Raw genomic sequence first — 17,850 nt, forward strand, 5'->3', positions numbered from 1 at the left:
TTCTAGACAACCCCTTTTCCGGTACGACGAAGGGCTCCGCTCCTGGTGGAGCAGAGCCCTTCGACGAGGTGTTCCGGTCGGATTACTTGGCGACCGTCACGTCCACGTTGTGCACGCCGGGAGCGGTGGGGCTCACGGTGGAGGTGCCGTTGCCGGAGCTCGACAGGGCGCGGATCTTCCAGTCGCCGGGGGCGGCGAAGAAACGGAAGTCGCCGGTCGCCGAGGCGACGACCTCGGCGGTGAACTCGTCGGTGCCGTCGAGCAGGCGCACGAACGCGCCGCCCACGGGCTCACCGTCGGCGTTCAGGACGCGGCCGGTGATGACCGTCTCCTTCTCGGTGTCGACGCCGGCGGGCAGGGTCTGGGTCTGGACAGGGGCTCCGCACATGATCAGTTGACCTCCAGTTCGATGGGTGCACCGACGAGCGAGCCGTACTCGACCCAGCTGCCGTCGTAGTTCTTGACGTTCTTCTTGCCGAGGATCTCCTGGAGCACGAACCAGGTGTGGCTCGAGCGCTCACCGATACGGCAGTAGGCGATGGTCTCCTTGCTGTCGTCGAAGCCCTTCTCGGCGTACAGCTTCTCGAGGTCCTCGTCCGACTTGAAGGTGCCGTCCTCGTTGGCGGTGGTGCTCCACGGGATGTTGATGGCGCCGGGGACGTGGCCGCGCTGCTGCGCCTGCTCCTGCGGCAGGTGCGCCGGGGCGAGGATCTTGCCGGAGAACTCGTCGGGCGAACGCACGTCGACGATGTTCTTGGTGCCGATCGAGTCGATGACCTCGTCGCGGAAGGCGCGGATGGAGTAGTCGGGCTCGGCGGCCTTGTACTCGGTTGCCGGGCGGGTGACCTCGTCCTTCGACAGCGGACGGCCGTCGAGCTCCCACTTCTTGCGACCGCCGTCGATGAGCTTGACGTCCTGGTGGCCGTAGAGCTTGAAGTACCAGTAGGCGTAGGCGGCGAACCAGTTGTTGTTGCCGCCGTAGAGCACGACCGTGTCGTCGTTGGCGATGCCCTTGCGCGAGAGGAGCTCGGAGAACTGCTCACGGTTCAGGAAGTCGCGGCGCACGGCGTCCTGCAGGTCCTTGCGCCAGTCGAGCTTGACGGCACCTTCGATGTGGCCACCGTCGTAGGCGGAGGTGTCCTCGTCGACCTCGACGAAGACGGTCTTCGGCGCAGTGAGGTTCTGCTCTGCCCAGTCGGCGGAGACCAGGACGTCGGAGCGAGCCATGGGTGTTCCTTTCGGTGAGGGAATCCGGGAGGTTTCCGTGACCGGAACCCGTGCGTGGGTCCGTGCCAGTGGAGGTGTGGGATGTCGAGTTCGGTGTCCGCCGGTCAGGCGGGCACGCGACGCATTCGGGCGACCAGCGGGTGGATCCGGCAGCCGAGACACACGCCGAAGGCGGCGTTGAGCAGCGCCGCGAACAACGCGAAGCCTGCGGCCACCGAGCCCACGACGATCGCGCCGGCGAAGAACGCGACCGTTCCGACGAGGGCGAAGACGAATCCGACGAGCTGCGCGAACCGCAGCGGCTCCACCGGCTCGGTCTCGATCGGAGCACCGAGACGGGGAGCGACGAGCCTCGCGAACAGCGCACCGTACGGGCTGCGTCGCGGGCCGAGTGCCGCTCCGAGAGCGAACACGATCGTCTGCAGGGCCAGGATCACGGCCGCTGCGACGGGAGAGAAGGTGGCGACGACCAGGGCGAGGACGAGGACGCCGGTGGTGATCCACGCCGCGAAACGCGGGCCACGGACGTCGACCTGCCGGTCGGGCGTGCCGGGAGTGGATACGGACATGGGGAATCTCCTGCTGGATTCTGATTCGCTGGGCGGAGGGTGTTCATACGACCGCGGGGCGACGTATCGGTGGAGCGGCATCGATCTGCCGCAGGAGTCGGGACGAGCCCGCCGATACGTTCAGCAGGGACAACAACAGCCACCGAGGCGGCACAGATCGACTGCGCGGCGTCGGGTGAGCATCAGCTCGTGGCGGTTCTGCACGCGAGGGAGTTTAACGCACGTCACCTCGGTGGTGGACCCCCGGGATCACAACGACGCCAGGGCTGTGCGCAGGTCGTCGGCGGACGGAACGCCGGACGCGCGGAACCGCTCGCGCCCGTCACCGTCGAAGACGAAGGTGGTGGGCAGCGACAGGACGCCGAGTTTGCGTGCCAGGACGGGATTTTCGTCGAGATCCAGCTCGACCTCGCGTGCCCGACCGGGCTCGCGGTCGAGAACCTGCACGACGACGCGTCGCACTGCCGCGCACGGTCCGCACCAGGGTGCGGAGAAGTGCAGGACCACCGGTACGCCGTCCCCGACGCCCGCCGCGGCCAGTGCGGGATCCGGTTCGTGGGTGCCTGCCGAGGCGTCGGCGCCGGTGGTGCGGAACTTGCCGGAACGGGTGCGCAGGGCCGTGCCCACCGCGAGTGTGGCGACTATCACGACGATGAGGACGATCACTGCGATCATGCGGGCGTCTGCACTTCCTGCAGATCGATGACGACGTCGCGGGCCTCGCCCTCGATGACGATCCGCGAACCACGTGCCTCGACGAAGGTGGGCCGGACGCCGAAGGGCAGATTCTGTGGCTCGATCGTCGTCGTGAACAGTCCGAGCACCGCCGGCTTCAGGATGTCGGGAACCGAGAAGTCGGCGCGCCCCTCGGGACCGAAGTAGAGATCCGACGCGACGACGTGGACGCGGTCGCCGTCGAGCACCAGATCGGCCTGGACGCTGACCGTCGCCTCCACCGGTCCGACGGGCACCGTTCCGGTGAGGACGACCCCGCCGGCGGTGGTGGGCCCGGAGCCGCCGGACCCACCCGTGCCGTCGGACTTGCTCGCCGGGGGAGCGGAAACCTGCAGGTCGGGGATGCCGTAGAGCTGTCCGAGCTCGGTGGCGTCGAGCATGACGCGGCCGTACAGCAGGTCGACGGGCACCGACCGGATCGACCCGTCGAGCAGCTCACCGGCCTCGGCGTGCGCACCGATCAGATTGGCCTCGACCGTGATGTCCCCGAGCAGATCGGTGTGGACGTTGTCGGCCACGATCTCGACGTTCTCGTAGTGACCGTCGCGGGCCTGGAGGAGGAAGGGGAAGCCGTGGATGGTCACGGCCGGATCGGACTCGAGAACGCCACCCTCCCGCAGCGCACGCGAGACGCGGTATTCCGACCACGCCGCCGCGCCGAAATCGGCGAGGACCGCGAGTCCGAGCAGGACTACGAGACCGAAGATCAGTTTGCGCACGCCCACCATTGTGTCGGACGCGCCGGGTACCGGACCGCGCCCGTCCGCTCCGAGGCCGTCCACGGAATTCTCGTGCTTACATAGCGGTAACAATCGGGGCGTTACTCTGTTGCACGACGTTTACGACCCCTATCCGCGCTGGTCGCGCGAAGAACTGGAGGCCCGGTGGAGCTGCTCCTTCTGACCTCCGACCCGAATCCGGATGCGGTCCTGCCGTCCCTGGCGCTGCTCCCGCATTCGGTCAGGCCGGCTCCTACAGAAGTATCGTCGCTGCTCGAGGCCGGTTCGGCGGATATCGCCATCGTCGATGCCCGCTCCGATCTCGCGGCCGCGCGAGGACTGTGCCGGTTGCTCGGCAGCACTGGGTCGGCAGTGCCCGTCGTTGCCGTGCTCACCGAGGGCGGGCTCGTGGCCGTCAATCCCGAATGGGGACTCGACGACATCCTGCTGTCCACCACCGGGCCGGCCGAGCTCGACGCGCGCCTGCGACTGCTCATGGGTCGCTCGGGTGTCGCGGTGGGGCCGGAGAACACCGGCAAGATCACGCTCGGTGAACTCACGATCGACGAGGGCACCTACACCGCCCGCCTGCGCGGACGTCCCCTCGACCTCACCTACAAGGAGTTCGAACTCCTCAAGTACCTCGCCCAGCACGCGGGCCGGGTGTTCACCCGCGCCCAGCTGCTGCAGGAGGTCTGGGGTTACGACTTCTTCGGTGGTACCCGCACCGTCGACGTCCACGTCCGACGTCTGCGCGCGAAGCTCGGCCCCGAGCACGAAGCGCTGATCGGAACGGTCCGCAACGTCGGCTACAAGGCGGTGCGTCCGTCCAACCGCGTCGGCAAGGGTGGCAATGCCACTCCCGATATCGACGACGACGATGTGGACGACACGCTTCTCGACGACCCCCGTGCGGAGGAATCCGGCGCGGGTGACTCGGGCGCAGGAGAGTCCGGGGCACAATTCGTTCCGTGAGCACCGATACGGAATTCGTCGACCACCCGTCCGCCGACCACGCCGAAGCCGTACGCGCCGTGTTGTCGCGGGCGACGCAGACCGACGGCACCGCGCCGATCTCCGAGCAGGCGGTGCACTCCCTCGGCCGCGACGGTGCGGCCCGGCATCTCGTCGCGCTCGGAGACGACGGTGAGGTCGCGGGTTACGCGAACGTCGTGCCTGCTCAGGACGGTCATCCGGCCATGGCCGAAGTCGTCGTCGACCCGCCGCGGCGCGGGCACGGACTCGGCCGCGAACTCGTCGAGCGTGCACTCACCGAGGGCGGCGACGGCACCCGCGTGTGGGCACACGGGGACCTGCCCGCCGCGCAGGCGGTGGCGCGCCGTCTCGGTCTGGCCGGTGTCCGCGAACTCCTGCAGTTGCGCCGTTCCCTCGAGCAGGGCGATCTTCCCGCCCTCGAGGTGCCCGACTCGGTGCTGCTGCGCACCTACGACGGCCCGCAGGACGACGCCGAACTGCTCCGCGTCAACGCGGCGGCCTTCGAGTGGCATCCCGAGCAGGGGCGTTGGACGGCCGCCGACGTGGAGGAACGCCGACGCGAGTCCTGGTTCGATCCCGAAGGCCTGTTCCTCGCGTTCGATCCCGCCGAGCCCGACAGGCTGCTCGGATTCCACTGGACCAAGGTGCACCCGGCCACGGCGTCCGACCCGCAGCTCGGCGAGGTCTACGTCGTGGGAATCGACTCGTCCGCGCAGGGCAGAGGGCTCGGTCGCCTGCTCACCCTTGCGGGCCTGCACTATCTCCGCGATCGGGGTCTGCCCGGTGTCCTGCTCTACGTCGAGGGCGACAACACCGCCGCGCTGAACACCTACGGCAAACTCGGCTTCGAGCGGTTCCACGTGGACGTCGCCTACGCCCGGGCGTGACCCTCTCCGATCGGGTGGACGAACGGTGTGAAGGGTGGACTCTGCCACCCGACACGCCGATCGCGGTCAGGATTCGAGTGATGGTCGCAACACCATCGCCAGGTGTATCCGGCGTGTTCATCCGGCGTTAACCTTCGGTCGTCCGAGTGTCCACCGTCTCCTCCTAACTTCACTAGCGGGTCGAGTGCCGCAGACCCGGCGCCGGCGTCGCCCGCGCCTCGATGCCGCCGCCGCTCGGCGCCGCGGTCGTGTGAAGTTACTTCCGGAGGAGAACAGGTGAACCTCAAGCGCAATGGCGCCCTGCTCGGTGTTGTGGCCGCTGGAGCCCTCACGCTCGCCGCGTGCGGTACCGACAACAATGCCGGATCGGTCGACGTCGATGCGTCCGCGTCCGCTGCAGCCTGCGACGGCAAGTCCAACCTCTCGGGTGCCGGCTCGTCGGCACAGAAGAACGCGATGGACCAGTTCGTCTCCACCTACATCGCGGTGTGCTCCGAGAAGGGCACGAACGTCAACGTCGCGTACAACCCCACCGGCTCCGGTGACGGCCGCACGCAGTTCATCGCGAACCAGATCGACTTCGCCGGCTCCGACTCGGCGATCAAGGACGAGCAGGCGGCACAGGCCGCCGAGCGCTGCGCCGGCAATCCCGCATGGAACCTGCCGCTGGTCTTCGGCCCGGTCGCGCTGGCCTACAACGTCGAGGGTGTCGACGAGCTCGTGCTGGACGCCGAGACGGCCGCGAAGATCTTCAACGGCTCGATCACGAAGTGGAACGACCCGGCGATCGCCGCGCTCAACGAGGGCGCCGAGCTGCCCGACGCGAACATCACCCCGATCGTGCGCTCGGACTCGTCGGGCACCACCGACAACTTCCAGCAGTACCTCGAGACCGCGTCGAACGGCGCATGGACCTCCGGTGCCGGTTCGGACTTCACCGGCGGTGTCGGTGAGGGCGCGAAGGGTTCTGCGGGTGTCGCGCAGGCCGTCTCCGGCTCGCCGAACTCCATCACCTACGTCGAGAAGTCCTTCGCCGACCAGAACGGTCTGAGCATCGCGCAGATCGACAACGGCTCCGGACCCGTCGAGCTGACCGAGGAGACCGCCGGCAAGGCCATCGAAGGCGCCGAGTTCGTCCCGGCCTCCGAGGGCGACCTCACGCTCGACCTGTCGTCGATCTTCGGCAGCTCCGAAGAGGGTGCCTACCCGCTGGTACTGGCCACCTACGAGATCGTGTGCTCGGCCGGCTACGACGCCGACACCGCCGCGGCCGTCAAGTCGTTCCTGATCTCCGCCGCCAACGAGGGCCAGGAAGGCCTGTCCGAGCAGGGCTACGTCCCGCTGCCCGACGCCTTCAAGACCCGCCTCACCGAGTCGATCGACGCCATCGCCGCCGGATGACCCGCCGATCCCTCGGTCCGGTGAGTGACCGAGGGATCATCGACCCGCCCGTTCCTGACGAATACGCTGAGAAGGATTGCGAGCGCACATGAGTGACGCGCACAACACGTCGGTCTCCATCGCGACCGACGAACCGACCCGCTCAGGAACGGGCGGTGCAACCGGCATCACGGAGGACACGATCAGCACCCCACCCTCATCCCCGGACAGGGCACGCAAGACAGTCGTGCGGCCGGGAGACAGAATCTTCGGCTCGCTCGCCTCCGGCTCCGCCGTCCTGATCTCCGTGATCATCGGCGCGATCGCAGTCTTCCTCGTCTGGCGTGCCGTCCCGGCACTGCAGCGCAACCAGGTCAACTTCCTCACCAGCCGTGACTGGATCACGCAGGACATCACCGACATGGCGTTCGGTGTCCTCGACCTGTTCCAGGTGACGGTGCTCGTCTCCTTCTTCGCGCTGTTCCTCGCCATGCCCGTGGCACTGGGCATCGCGATCTTCCTCACCTCGTACTGCCCCGACCGGCTCCGGAAACCGCTGGCGTACGTCATCGACCTGCTCGCCGCGGTCCCGTCGATCGTCTACGGCCTGTGGGGCATGCTCGTCCTCGCCCCGTTCCTGCGCCCCCTCGCAGAATGGCTCAACACCACCCTCGCCTGGTTCCCGCTCTTCGCCACCGGCAGCGGCTCCATCGTGGGCGGCGGAACGATCTTCACCGCCGGCATCGTCCTCGCCGTGATGATCCTGCCGACCATCGCCGCGGTGAGCCGCGAGGTGTTCGTGCAGACCCCGACGGCCCACATCGAGGGCGCGCTCGCACTCGGCGCGACCCGCTGGGAGGTCGTGCGGACCACCGTCATCCCGTTCGGCAAGTCCGGCTACATCAGCGGTTCGATGCTCGGTCTCGGCCGCGCGCTCGGCGAGACGATGGCGCTCTATCTCATCCTGCGCACCACCTCGCAGGCGTTCTCCTGGTCGCTGTTCGACGGCGGCGCGACGATCGCGTCCAAGATCGCGCTCGGATACGCCGAGTTCAACAACGACATCCAGGCGGGCGCCTACATCGCCGCCGGTCTCGTGCTCTTCGTGCTCACCTTCGTGGTCAACGCCGCCGCGCGCATGATCGTCGCAGGAAAGAAGGACTGATCCATGTCGACCACCACCACGTCGACCACCGCGCTCTCCTCGCCGGTCAAGCCCCCGGCCTTCCAGCGGGTCAGCGGACGCCGCCGCGTCAAGGACACCGCAGCCACGGTGCTCGTCACGCTGTCGGTCGTCGTCGCGCTGATCCCCCTGGCTTGGGTGCTGTTCACCGTCGTCGCCAAGGGCCTGCCGGCCCTGATCTCGCCGACCTGGTTCACGCACTCGCTGAGCGGACTGACGTCCTCGTCGATGGGCGGCGGCATCTACCACGCCCTCGTCGGCACCCTCCTGCAGGGACTCGTCTGCGCGATCATCTCGATCCCGCTCGGCGTCTTCGTCGCGATCTACCTCGTCGAGTACGCCGGCCGGTCGCGGCTCGGCCGGATCACGACGTTCATGGTCGACATCCTCAGCGGTGTCCCGTCGATCGTCGCGGCACTGTTCATCTACGCGCTGTGGGTGTCGACCTTCGGGATGCCCAAGTCGGGCTTCGCGGTGTCGCTCGCGCTCGTTCTGCTCATGGTGCCGGTGGTCGTGCGCAGCACCGAGGAGATGCTGCGCATCGTCCCGCAGGACCTGCGCGAAGCGTCCTACGCCCTCGGTGTCCCCAAGTGGAAGACCATCGCGCGCATCGTCCTGCCCACCTCGCTCGCCGGCATCATCACCGGCATCATGCTCGCCCTGGCCCGCGTCATGGGCGAGACGGCACCGCTGCTGATCCTCGTCGGCTACGCGCCCTTCATCAATTTCGACCTGTTCGGCGGTGAGCAGGGCACCCTCCCGGGTGTCATGGTCGCCGAGATGAACAACCCGACCGACGCCGGTTCGCAGCGCATCTGGGGCGCCGCGCTCACCCTGATCCTGGTCATCGCGGTCCTCAACATCGCGGCCAAGTTGATCAGCCGGTACTCGCAGGTCGGCAAGAAGTAACCCACAGACCTCTTCTCACATCGATACACCAGTAGGGAGCCGGTAATGGCCAAGCGTCTGGATCTCAAGGACGTCAACATCTACTACGGCAAGTTCCACGCCGTGGCCGACGTGACGCTGTCCGTGCCGCCGCGGAACGTCACCGCCTTCATCGGCCCGTCCGGTTGCGGCAAGTCCACCGTGCTCCGGTCGATCAACCGCATGCACGAGGTGACACCCGGCGCCCGTGTCGAGGGATCCGTCCTCCTCGACGGGGAGGACATCTACGATCAGAACGTCGACCCGGTCGGTGTGCGCAAGACGATCGGCATGGTCTTCCAGCGTCCCAACCCGTTCCCCACGATGTCGATCCGCGACAACGTCGTTGCCGGCCTCAAGTTGCAGGGTGTGCGCGACCGCAAGACCCTCGACGAGATCGCCGAGAAGTCGCTGCGCGGCGCCAACCTGTGGAACGAGGTCAAGGACCGCCTCGACAAGCCGGGCGGTGGCCTGTCCGGTGGTCAGCAGCAGCGTCTGTGCATCGCCCGCGCCATCGCGGTCCAGCCCGACGTCCTGCTCATGGACGAGCCGTGCTCGGCTCTCGACCCCATCTCGACGCTGGCCATCGAGGACCTGATCGGTGAACTGAAGAAGGACTTCACCATCGTCATCGTCACGCACAACATGCAGCAGGCCGCGCGCGTGAGCGACCAGACGGCGTTCTTCAACCTCGAGGCAACCGGCCGCCCGGGTGGTCTGGTGGAGATCGACGACACCGAGAAGATCTTCTCGAACCCGAGCAAGAAGGCCACCGAGGACTACATCTCCGGCCGCTTCGGCTGAGCCGCCACTACCTACACGAGACCCCGACCGGATCCGTCCGGTCGGGGTCTCGTCGTTCGTATGCTTCCGCGCTCAGTGGTTCTGCGCTCGGTGGTTCTCCGGGTAGACGGTCAGACTGTCCACCTTCTCCACGAGCTGACGGATCTCCTCCTCGGTGGGGAGCTTGCCGGTCACGAGGAAGATGACGCGGCGACCCACCTCGACGGCGTGATCGGCGAACCGCTCGTAGAAGCGGCCGAGCAGCGTGACGTCGACGGCGGCTGCGACGCCGTGCTCCCATTCGCGGTCCATGAGCACGGTGAACAGGTGGCGGTGCAGATCGTCCATCGCCTCGTCCTCGTGGTGGAGGCGGGCGGCCCGGGCGGGATCACGGGTCTCGAGAATCTCCCGTGTGGCCGCACCGAGGGCGACCGCGATCCGTCCCATCTCGGCGAAGTAGCCCTTCACCTCATCGGGGAGCACGTGCTTGGGATGGCGTCGGCGGGTCGCCTTCGCGATGTGCAGTGCGAGCGCACCCATGCGGTCGATGTCGGCCACGATCTGGATGCCGCTGACGACGGCACGCAGGTCGCCGGCGACCGGACCCTGCAGGGCGAGCAGCTGGAACGCCTTCTCCTCGCAGATCGCGCCGAGTTCGGTGATCTTCTCGTGCTCGTCGATCACCTGCTCGGCGAGAGCGAGATCGGCTTCGAGAAGAGCTCTGGTGGACCGCTCCATCGCGGTCCCGGCGAGCCCGGCCATCTCCCCGAGGAGATCACCGAGTTCGCCCATCTGTTCGTTGTAGACGACGCGCATAATGGCACAGCCTACGACCTCGAGCGGTCCGAACGGCGAGCATCGGATGAACCACAGGTGAACGTCGACGGCCGAACAGTGGTGTCTACGTGCACAGATCGTCGGCGGCGTTGGTGATCGCGAGATCGGCGGGGAGCTCGACCGACGACTCCGACCGGGTCTGGATCTGCATCGGGGCGAGTGGCGTGCCCGCGGGGGTGGGAGCGACGACGGTGCCGTCGAAGCTGGTACCCAGGACGATCTCCACGATGCTGCCCAACTGGGCCGATGGAGGAGCCTCCTGCAGCACCGCACCGGGGAAAGCCGAGGCCACCGTCGCGGCGTCGGTCTCCTGGCCTTCGCTGAAGCGGATCACGGTCTGCTTGCTCGTCCCGGAGGCGTAGTTGCCGATCGAGTAGACCGGGAAGCCGTAGGCGGCGACCTCCTCGGCGGTGCCGGCCGCCAGCCCGGACAGACCCGACGCGTTCGAGACCTGCACCGACACCGTCGACGGATCGACAGCGAGCTGCGCCGGCAGCGGTTCGGCCGGGGGAGCGGCCGCGACCTCCGTCGGGTCCTCCTCCCGCTTCTCACCCGGCAGCGGAAGATCGTCGATGATCGCGGTGAAGATCGCCTTGATGTCGTCCGTGCGCGGAATCTCGTTGCCCCAGTCGTTGGTACCGGCCGTGGGGATGGTCAGGAAGGACACCGCACCCGCCTCGACGTTCTGCATCGAACGCCCGAGTTTGACGAGCGACTCCGCGTTGACGTTCTCGACGAAGGTCGCGCGGGTGAAGGCGCTGATGAAGCCGTTGAGCTTCCCGGGATCGAACAGCACCTTGTTCGACAACGTCGAGCGCAGCAGCGACGACAGGAACTTCTGCTGCCGGCTGATCCGGCCGTAGTCGCTGTTGCCCTCCTGGTCGATCTTGCGGGCGCGGACGTAATCGAGTGCCCGTTTGCCGTCGAGCGTGTGGGTGCCGGGAGTTTCGATCAAGGGACCGAGTTCGTTGTCGTACAACGGTATGGAGCTGCACACCTCGACGCCGCCGATCTCGTCGACCATCGATTCGAAGCCGGCGAAGTCGATGCCCACGAAATGGCCGATTTTCAATCCGGACATCTTCTGGATCACCTTGACCAGGCACTTCGGTCCGCCGAGGGCGTAGGTCGCGTTGAGCTTGTCGCCTTCGGCGGCCGGATACAGCTCGGAATCGTATTCGCCGGTCGCGCTGTCCCATCCGCGGCAGACCGGTCGCTCGACGTCCAGGTCGCGGGGGAACGACACCGCGACCACGCGGCTGCGGTCGGCGGGGATGTTGACGAGGATGACGGTGTCGGCACGAGCGCCCTCTGCGTCCTCGACGGTCCCGGCGCCGATCTCACCGCTCGCACCGGCGCGGGTGTCGGTGCCGATGATCAGATAGGTCTCGTCGCCGGTCTGACCGACCGGGTCGACGATGTCCTCCGATTCGGTGTCCAGCGCGGCGATCTGGGAGAAGCCGGCCTCCGTGGACCGGACGTATCCCCACACCGCACCGTTACCGAGGAGCGCGAGGACCGAGACGAACGCCACCGCTGCTCTCGCCGCGAACCTCAGACGCTTCCGCTTGCGCTGCTTGCTCTGCGCGAGCCGGCCGAGACCGGCGTTGCCCACCGTGCGGGGCCGAGCGGAGCCGTGCGCCTTCTCGTCCGTCGCCTTGTCGTCGTTGTCGTCCTCGGCGGGCGACGCAGCGCCCTCGGGGGACACCGCACCGATCTTGACGGTCGGCTGTTCGTCCGCGATCGGGGGTTGCTCTCGCGGGGGAGGTGTCTGCGGGGGTCCGACGGGGGGCGCCGGACGGGGCTCGACCGGTGGACGTGGCTCTGCAGGCGGGACCGGGCGTGAGTCCACCGGAGGCGCCGGGCGTGAGTCCACCGGAGGCGCTGGGCGTGAGTCCGCTGGAGGCACTGCTCGCGGGGGCGGGGCCGAGGGCGGGGGAGTCGGTACCGAGGGCGGAGCAGGCGGGGGGCCCGCCATCCGGTCCGACGCCTGGCTGCGCGGCGGGACGGGCTTCTCCGGCGGCCGAGTCCGGGACGGTCCCGGCGGCACGCGGGGAGCACCGGGCTGCACCGGTGGGACAACCGTGGTCGGCGGTCCCGAAGAAGTCGGCGGCACCGGAGGGCTGGGAGGTCCCGAAGGAGTCGGCACCGGAGGGCTGGGAGGTCCCGAAGGAGGCGGCACCGGAGGGCTGGGAGGTCCCGAAGGAGTCGGCGCAGCCGGAGGCGGCGTCCTGCGCGGCAGCTCCGCTCGACCGGCAGCGTCCTCGGCCGCGACGTGCCGGGCGGATTCCGGGTCGCGGGGACGAGCCGGGGGCAACGACGAGGTGGACGTGTGGGGCGGATCGGTGGGCGGATCCGACCGGGGGGACGGATCGGATCGTCGTCCCATCTTGTCGAGCAGTTCGGCGACCGTGAGCTGCTCCGGATCGTCCGAGTCCGCGGCCCGGCGGTTGCGTGCACTCTCGTGGCGACGCGAATCGGGATCGGTGTCGTCGGAGCGGTGCACCCCACCCGAGCGGCTGCGGCGGGACGAGCGGGATTCGCGGTAGCTGCTGTCGGCTATCGGCCGTTCCCAGGGAGCGCGAGGATCCGGGGATCCTGTCTCGTGCTCCTCGTCCACCGATACCTGCTCTTTCCGCGGTCGCGCCGCCTCGTCATCCGTCGTCGTCCACGTGATCGCTCACCGGCGACCGTCGCGAGGACTCCGCAATGATACTGATCGTCTGTTGCATGTGATCGTGACGCGGCTGTGTCGCACGACATCCATCGGTCGATCCGTCTGTCGTCCGGGACTACGTGCCGGGACGGGTTACCCGCCCGAGTGCATCATGTCGGCGCCCTCGGGCACGCAGGTGTCCTCGGGATCGTCGAGCCAGCCGTCGGGCAGAGCGACGCTGCTCGGGGAGCCCTGACGTCCCCGCGGGCCTTCGGCATCGGCGGGGAAGGGTACGTCGTGGTCGAGTTTGCCCAGCAGGTCGTCGAGTTCGGCGAGCGTCGACACCCGGGCGAGACCGTTGCGGATCTCCGACCCCGCAGGGAAACCGCGCAGATACCAGGCGATGTGCTTGCGCATGTCGCGCAGACCGCGATCCTCGCCGTGGTGATCGGCGAGCAGTTCGGCGTGCCGCCGCATGATCTGCGTCACCTCGCCGAGATTCGGCGGGGTGGGGATCGGGCGACCACCGAGCGCGGCGCTCAGTTCGGCGAACAACCACGGACGTCCGAGGCAACCGCGACCGACGACGACGCCGTCGCAACCGGTCTGCGCCATCATCTTCTCGGCGTCGGAGGCGTCGAAGATGTCGCCGTTGCCGAGCACGGGCACGTCGGTGACGTGCTCCTTCAGCCGTGCGATCTCGTCCCAGTCGGCCGCTCCCGAGTACCGCTGCGCAGCGGTCCGGGCATGGAGGGCAACGGCCGCGGCGCCCTCGGCGGCCGCGATGCGACCGGCGTCGAGATGTGTGTGGTGTTCGTCGTCGATCCCGATGCGGAACTTGACCGTGACCGGGACGTCGGTGCCCTCGGTGGCGCGGACGGCGGCCGCGACGATCTGCCCGAACAACCGGCGCTTGTAGGGGAGAGCGGACCCTCCGCCCTTGCGGGTCACCTTCGGGACCGGGCATCCGAAGTTCATGTCGATGTGGTCGGCGAGGTTCTCGTCGACGATCATCTTCGCCGCCGCGTAGGTCGTGTCGGGATCGACGGTGTAGAGCTGCAGCGACCGCGGCGTCTCGGTGGGGCCGAAGGTCGTCATGTGCATGGTGACCGGATGCCGCTCGACGAGGGCGCGGGCGGTGACCATCTCGCAGACGTACAGGCCCGACGTGCTGCCGGCGCGTTCGAGTTCGAGTTCGCGGCACAGTGTGCGGAATGCGACGTTCGTCACTCCCGCCATCGGCGCCAGCACGACCGGGCTGTTCAGTTCGAGCGGGCCGATACGGAGGGAAGACATGGGTACCTCTGGAAAACGTTGTGTGACAAAGAAATAGCGTGCCCGTCAGTGATGGGCTGCGGAAACGACTGTGCCCGGCACCGAAAACGGCACCGGGCACAGGATAACCTCCGCCGGACTCGGGCGGCTGTGTGCATCCGGACTCGGGCGTCCGCACACATAGGGACTCAGGCGTCCGCGCCCACCTTCTCCCGCTTGGCGGCCTCGCGGGCGAGGGAGCGATCGCGCATCTCCTCGAACCGCCCCGCCTGACGTCCCAGTTCGTCGAGGAAGTTGCCGAGCTTGTCGAGATCCTGCTGCGCCTCGCTGCCGAGATCGCGCTCGAAGATCCTCCACTTGCGCAGCACCGGCATCACGACGTCGTCGAGGTGCTGACGCAGGTCGTAGATGCCGTGCTTGGCCATGAGCACGCCGTTGCGACGGAAGTTCGGCATGCCGGCGCCGGGCATCTGGAAGTTCTCGAGCACCTCGACGATCGCGGCGAGCGTCTGCGCCGGTGCGATGTCGATCGCCGCGTCGCAGATGTTCCGGTAGAAGATCATGTGCAGGTTCTCGTCGGCGGCGATGCGCTGGAGCATCTTGTCGGCGATCGAGTCGTCGCAGGCACGGCCGGTGTTGCGGTGCGACACGCGGGTCGCGAGCTCCTGGAAGGTCACGTAGGCGACGGAGTGGAGCATGCCCGTCGAGTTGGGGGACGAGAAGCCGTTCGTCATGTGCTCCATGCGGGCGTTCTCGAGCGCGACGGGATCGACACCGCGCGTGACGACCAGGTAGTCGCGCATGACGATGCCGTGACGGTTCTCCTCCGCCGTCCACCGGCCGACCCAGGTGCCCCAGGCGCCGTCGCGCGAGAAGCTCTCGGCGATCTCCCGGTGATAGGAGGGCAGGTTGTCCTCGGTGAGCAGGTTGGTGATCATCGCCGCCTTGGCGACCTCGTCGAGCTTCGACTGCTCCGGCTCCCAGTCGACACCGCCCATCGCGGCGAAGTTCCGGCCCTCGTCCCACGGCACGTAGTCGTGGGGATGCCAGTCCTTCGCCATCGAGAGATGCCGGTTGAGGTTCGCTTCGGCCACAGGCTCCAGCTCTCGCAGCAGCTCCAGTTGAGTCAGGACTCGCGTCATGCTCTTCTACCCCTCACATCGTGTCCGTGTACTCCGCCGGCCTACGGAGGAGGGGAGCCCGGCCGTTCGTCGCCGCGGCACGCGGTGTCCGGTGGCCCCCCGTATTCGCCCGGATCACGGTACAGGTCCGGACCGTCCGACGACAGCACCGTCCCGCTCGTGACATATCACACGGACGAGCGGAACGTGCTGTTCCAGCGGGGCTCAGCGCTTGCCGCCACCGAGAAGTCCACCGAGGAGACCGCCGAGTCCGCCACCCGAGTTGCCGCCGAGCACGCTGCCGAGGACGTCGCCGATCCCACCGCCGGAGGTAGCCGATCCGCCCCCGGCGTTCTTCAGCAGACCCCCGAGGAGATCGGCGAGACCTCCACCCTGCGGGGCGCTCGCGGTGTTCGTTCCCGCGCCGCCGATCTGCTTGGCGAGATAGGACAGCACGATGGGGGCGATGATCGGCAGGACCTTGGCGATCAGATCGTTCCCGCCGGCGCCGTTCACGGAACCGAGGGTCGAGATCACCTGGTCCTTCTTGTCGCCGAAGACGTTGGAGACGATCCTGTCGCCGTCCTCGGTGTCGATCCCGTCGACGTCGACCGCGCCCTCGGCCAGGTTCGACTCGGAGTGCTTGCCCAGCGCGGAGAGCAGCGACGCCTCCCCGGTCGGGTTCTGGGCGTTGGCGTCGAGACCACCGACGAGGGTGGGGAGCGCTGCGCGGACGGCCGTCTCCGCCGTCGCGTTGTCGACACCGAGCCGCTGCGCCACCTGGTCGACGGGAATGCGGGACATCAGATCGTCGAGACTTGCCATCGTTCCTGCCTTGACTCGTGGGTGCCCCGAAGCGGCCACCCGGTGCCGAGAGAGTATCGGGACGAGGCCCGTTCCAGCGGGAGGCGTCAATCGAGCGAGGCGGCGCTCGTCGACGAACGGCGCAGCGCGATGAGGCAGCACAGCAGCGCGACGAGCGTGCCGCTGAGCAGGAGCACGGTCCCGTTCTGATTGGTCAGTGTCGTACTGCGATTGAGTTCGACGTATTCGCCGTGGGTCTGGAACAGGCGCGTCCAGAACACCGCCGCCGTCGCGACACCGATCAGCGTCCCGGCCCAGCCGACGGCCACCGAATCGAACAGTGCGGCGGCGAGGAGCAGGACCGCGGCCACGACCAGCGGTACCGCGAGGGACTCGTACAGCGGCAGACCCGGGACCGCGACTCCGGCGAGATCGCCGTCGGGGAAACCGTCGCGCAGCGCCGACAGGGGAATCTCGGTGGGTCGTATCCCGCCGACCACCGGCAACACCGACCCGATTCCCAGAGCGACGGCGGCCAGGAACAGGCCCAGGTCCACGAAACTGCGCATGTTCCTCCCCGGACGATGAACATTCGATTACCCCTGCGGCTCACCGTATACAAAGACGGGCAACCGCACCGGGTGAAATTCGCAGTGCGAAGAGACCTGCCCGAATGCACTGCCCCGAATGCGGTGGTCCGTAGGCTGAGATGCGCACGGCAGGTGCACGTACCGATCGGCGAGAAGGGTTCGAAATGACGGACATGAATGTCGACGAAGCGGGTTCGCGGAAAAGCTTGCCGCCGTGGGCGAAGAAGACCATCGCCGTGGTCGTGGCGCTGATCGTGCTCGTCATCGCCTACTACACCCTGGCGGCGTTCGTTCCTCGCTGGTGGGCGCAGCGGATCGCAAACCTCGCCGAGGGTGGCTTCGCGCGCGGAGTGCTGTGGGGTCTGCTCTTCGGCATCCTCTGCACGGCGATCCCCATCGCGCTGCTCGCATGGATCTGGCAGGTCCGCAACTGGAGGTACAGCCGCGGGCTGCAGATCGCCTTCGGCGTGCTCGCGCTGGTGGTCGCCCTGCCGAACCTCATGACCCTGGCGGTCGTGCTGGGCACCGGGAACGGTGCGCATGCGGGGGAGCGGATCCTCGACGTGGACGCGCCGGGTTTCCGCGGCGCCACGTTGATCGGTGCGATCGTCGGAGCTCTGCTCGCGGTGATCTTCGTCGTCGCGCTCACCCGCTACCGCAAGCGCGGACGTGATCTGAAGCAGGCCCGCACGGATCTCGAACAGCGCCGGATCGAGCAGGAGCGTCTCGAAGCGCGCCGTGAGGCGGAGAGGGAACTCGGCAGGAACACCGACGACGTCCCGCCCGGCTCCCACCGTCTCTGACGAAGGACCGCGCCGTCTCCGACCAGGCTGCGGAACGTTCCGGAACGACGAACGCCGGCGTCGCGTACGACGCCGGCGTTGCCGGTGCCCCCAGTAGGGCTCGAACCTACGACCTGCGGATTAAAAGTCCGTAGCTCTACCAACTGAGCTATAGGGGCATGGGCGCACAGTGTAACCACACCGCAGTGACCACACCGCATGGTGCGGTGACCACATCACAGGGTGAGCCACGCTGCGCGATCGATGATATCGGACATCCGGCGGTGCGGACGCTGCCGGTGACCAATGGAAAGAGGCCCGGGTGCCCACCCCCTGCTTCGCACCCGAGCCGGACAAAGCGTACCACTCGGTGTGTTCT

19 protein-coding genes and 1 tRNA gene are annotated in these 17,850 nt (G+C 67.9%); 7 read left to right on the top strand and 13 right to left on the bottom strand.

Translation table 11 applies throughout. The features are described from left to right. Window positions 1-82: 82 nt before the first annotated feature. The 6 genes from ACNJ7K_RS20030 to ACNJ7K_RS20055 form a co-directional block, all read right to left on the bottom strand. Window positions 83-388: a DUF1416 domain-containing protein gene (locus tag ACNJ7K_RS20030; RefSeq protein WP_006551801.1), complete on the bottom strand. Its 306-nt coding sequence runs from the start codon at window positions 386-388 to the stop codon at window positions 83-85. Between the two features lie 2 nt (window positions 389-390). Beyond that, window positions 391-1,227 (bottom strand): sulfurtransferase, encoded by an 837-nt coding sequence (locus tag ACNJ7K_RS20035; protein ID WP_016695582.1) that lies wholly within the window; start codon window positions 1,225-1,227, stop codon window positions 391-393. A gap of 104 nt (window positions 1,228-1,331) precedes the next feature. Then, a complete protein-coding gene (locus ACNJ7K_RS20040; RefSeq protein WP_120281471.1) occupies window positions 1,332-1,796 on the bottom strand; it encodes a DUF4395 domain-containing protein in 465 nt (154 codons plus the stop codon). Window positions 1,797-1,916: 120 nt separating this feature from the next. Then, the gene (locus ACNJ7K_RS20045) at window positions 1,917-2,024 is read right to left on the bottom strand and encodes a putative leader peptide (RefSeq protein ID WP_367652172.1); all 108 of its coding nucleotides are present in this window, start codon (window positions 2,022-2,024) and stop codon (window positions 1,917-1,919) included. A gap of 21 nt (window positions 2,025-2,045) precedes the next feature. Further along, complete coding sequence (locus tag ACNJ7K_RS20050) at window positions 2,046-2,471, bottom strand: thioredoxin family protein (protein ID WP_487042090.1); 426 nt, start codon at window positions 2,469-2,471, stop codon at window positions 2,046-2,048. Continuing rightward, entirely contained in the window at window positions 2,468-3,250 is a 783-nt protein-coding gene (locus ACNJ7K_RS20055; RefSeq protein WP_026061783.1) for an LmeA family phospholipid-binding protein, read from the bottom strand. Before ACNJ7K_RS20055 ends, ACNJ7K_RS20050 begins: the two co-directional genes overlap by 4 nt. Window positions 3,251-3,415: 165 nt before the next feature. Here ACNJ7K_RS20055 and ACNJ7K_RS20060 point away from each other — a divergent pair, with 165 nt between their 5' ends. The 6 genes from ACNJ7K_RS20060 to pstB all read left to right on the top strand — a co-directional run bounded on the left by ACNJ7K_RS20060 (window position 3,416) and on the right by pstB (window position 9,427). Next, on the top strand, window positions 3,416-4,225 hold the full coding sequence (locus tag ACNJ7K_RS20060; protein ID WP_060651902.1) for a winged helix-turn-helix transcriptional regulator: 810 nt from the start codon (window positions 3,416-3,418) through the stop codon (window positions 4,223-4,225). Continuing rightward, window positions 4,222-5,133: a mycothiol synthase gene (mshD, locus tag ACNJ7K_RS20065; RefSeq protein ID WP_230788181.1), complete on the top strand. Its 912-nt coding sequence runs from the start codon at window positions 4,222-4,224 to the stop codon at window positions 5,131-5,133. Before ACNJ7K_RS20060 ends, mshD begins: the two co-directional genes overlap by 4 nt. 276 nt (window positions 5,134-5,409) lie before the next feature. Next, the gene (gene pstS, locus ACNJ7K_RS20070; protein ID WP_060651904.1) at window positions 5,410-6,534 is read left to right on the top strand and encodes a phosphate ABC transporter substrate-binding protein PstS; all 1,125 of its coding nucleotides are present in this window, start codon (window positions 5,410-5,412) and stop codon (window positions 6,532-6,534) included. An 88-nt stretch (window positions 6,535-6,622) separates the two neighbouring features. Beyond that, a complete protein-coding gene (pstC, locus tag ACNJ7K_RS20075) occupies window positions 6,623-7,678 on the top strand; it encodes a phosphate ABC transporter permease subunit PstC (RefSeq protein WP_145709524.1) in 1,056 nt (351 codons plus the stop codon). A gap of 3 nt (window positions 7,679-7,681) precedes the next feature. Next, window positions 7,682-8,605, top strand: coding sequence for a phosphate ABC transporter permease PstA (gene pstA, locus ACNJ7K_RS20080; RefSeq protein ID WP_060651906.1), 924 nt, complete (start codon window positions 7,682-7,684; stop codon window positions 8,603-8,605). Between the two features lie 45 nt (window positions 8,606-8,650). After that, window positions 8,651-9,427: a phosphate ABC transporter ATP-binding protein PstB gene (pstB, locus tag ACNJ7K_RS20085; RefSeq protein ID WP_159416675.1), complete on the top strand. Its 777-nt coding sequence runs from the start codon at window positions 8,651-8,653 to the stop codon at window positions 9,425-9,427. A 72-nt stretch (window positions 9,428-9,499) separates the two neighbouring features. On the opposite strand, the gene phoU is transcribed toward pstB, so the two are convergent. The 6 genes from phoU to ACNJ7K_RS20115 form a co-directional block, all read right to left on the bottom strand. After that, window positions 9,500-10,222 carry a phosphate signaling complex protein PhoU gene (gene phoU / locus ACNJ7K_RS20090; protein WP_120281475.1) on the bottom strand — a complete coding sequence of 241 codons (723 nt, stop codon included), beginning with the start codon at window positions 10,220-10,222 and terminating at the stop codon, window positions 9,500-9,502. 85 nt (window positions 10,223-10,307) lie between these two features. Beyond that, window positions 10,308-12,221 (bottom strand): LCP family protein, encoded by a 1,914-nt coding sequence (locus ACNJ7K_RS20095; protein WP_419150176.1) that lies wholly within the window; start codon window positions 12,219-12,221, stop codon window positions 10,308-10,310. 831 nt (window positions 12,222-13,052) lie between these two features. Next, window positions 13,053-14,195 carry a tRNA dihydrouridine synthase DusB gene (gene dusB, locus ACNJ7K_RS20100; RefSeq protein ID WP_016695570.1) on the bottom strand — a complete coding sequence of 381 codons (1,143 nt, stop codon included), beginning with the start codon at window positions 14,193-14,195 and terminating at the stop codon, window positions 13,053-13,055. A 167-nt stretch (window positions 14,196-14,362) separates the two neighbouring features. Continuing rightward, window positions 14,363-15,316, bottom strand: coding sequence for an acyl-ACP desaturase (locus ACNJ7K_RS20105; protein WP_088897468.1), 954 nt, complete (start codon window positions 15,314-15,316; stop codon window positions 14,363-14,365). Between the two features lie 204 nt (window positions 15,317-15,520). After that, the gene (locus ACNJ7K_RS20110; protein ID WP_230788178.1) at window positions 15,521-16,120 is read right to left on the bottom strand and encodes a DUF937 domain-containing protein; all 600 of its coding nucleotides are present in this window, start codon (window positions 16,118-16,120) and stop codon (window positions 15,521-15,523) included. An 86-nt stretch (window positions 16,121-16,206) separates the two neighbouring features. After that, window positions 16,207-16,668 (bottom strand): hypothetical protein, encoded by a 462-nt coding sequence (locus ACNJ7K_RS20115; RefSeq protein WP_016695567.1) that lies wholly within the window; start codon window positions 16,666-16,668, stop codon window positions 16,207-16,209. Window positions 16,669-16,853: 185 nt separating this feature from the next. Here ACNJ7K_RS20115 and ACNJ7K_RS20120 point away from each other — a divergent pair, with 185 nt between their 5' ends. Continuing rightward, the gene (locus tag ACNJ7K_RS20120; protein WP_088897466.1) at window positions 16,854-17,492 is read left to right on the top strand and encodes a hypothetical protein; all 639 of its coding nucleotides are present in this window, start codon (window positions 16,854-16,856) and stop codon (window positions 17,490-17,492) included. An 85-nt stretch (window positions 17,493-17,577) separates the two neighbouring features. Here ACNJ7K_RS20120 and ACNJ7K_RS20125 read toward each other — a convergent pair. After that, a tRNA-Lys gene (locus ACNJ7K_RS20125) sits at window positions 17,578-17,650 on the bottom strand. Window positions 17,651-17,850 lie beyond the last annotated feature (200 nt).

It is taken from the genome of Rhodococcus shunpengi, assembly GCF_048381395.1.
In the GTDB taxonomy this organism is placed as follows: Bacteria; Actinomycetota; Actinomycetes; order Mycobacteriales; family Mycobacteriaceae; genus Rhodococcus.

Bases quoted from the DNA above. Each gene is read 5' to 3' on its own strand.
- ACNJ7K_RS20115 (WP_016695567.1), bottom strand. From the start codon at position 16,668: ATGCGCAGTTTCGTGGACCTGGGCCTGTTCCTGGCCGCCGTCGCTCTG.
- ACNJ7K_RS20110 (WP_230788178.1), bottom strand. From the start codon at position 16,120: ATGGCAAGTCTCGACGATCTGATGTCCCGCATTCCCGTCGACCAGGTG.
- ACNJ7K_RS20035 (WP_016695582.1), bottom strand. From the start codon at position 1,227: ATGGCTCGCTCCGACGTCCTGGTCTCCGCCGACTGGGCAGAGCAGAAC.
- ACNJ7K_RS20105 (WP_088897468.1), bottom strand. From the start codon at position 15,316: ATGACGCGAGTCCTGACTCAACTGGAGCTGCTGCGAGAGCTGGAGCCT.
- phoU (WP_120281475.1), bottom strand. From the start codon at position 10,222: ATGCGCGTCGTCTACAACGAACAGATGGGCGAACTCGGTGATCTCCTC.
- ACNJ7K_RS20050 (WP_487042090.1), bottom strand. From the start codon at position 2,471: ATGATCGCAGTGATCGTCCTCATCGTCGTGATAGTCGCCACACTCGCG.
- dusB (WP_016695570.1), bottom strand. From the start codon at position 14,195: ATGTCTTCCCTCCGTATCGGCCCGCTCGAACTGAACAGCCCGGTCGTG.
- pstB (WP_159416675.1), top strand. From the start codon at position 8,651: ATGGCCAAGCGTCTGGATCTCAAGGACGTCAACATCTACTACGGCAAG.
- ACNJ7K_RS20040 (WP_120281471.1), bottom strand. From the start codon at position 1,796: ATGTCCGTATCCACTCCCGGCACGCCCGACCGGCAGGTCGACGTCCGT.
- pstC (WP_145709524.1), top strand. From the start codon at position 6,623: ATGAGTGACGCGCACAACACGTCGGTCTCCATCGCGACCGACGAACCG.
- ACNJ7K_RS20095 (WP_419150176.1), bottom strand. From the start codon at position 12,221: ATGGCGGGCCCCCCGCCTGCTCCGCCCTCGGTACCGACTCCCCCGCCC.
- pstA (WP_060651906.1), top strand. From the start codon at position 7,682: ATGTCGACCACCACCACGTCGACCACCGCGCTCTCCTCGCCGGTCAAG.
- ACNJ7K_RS20030 (WP_006551801.1), bottom strand. From the start codon at position 388: ATGTGCGGAGCCCCTGTCCAGACCCAGACCCTGCCCGCCGGCGTCGAC.
- ACNJ7K_RS20120 (WP_088897466.1), top strand. From the start codon at position 16,854: ATGACGGACATGAATGTCGACGAAGCGGGTTCGCGGAAAAGCTTGCCG.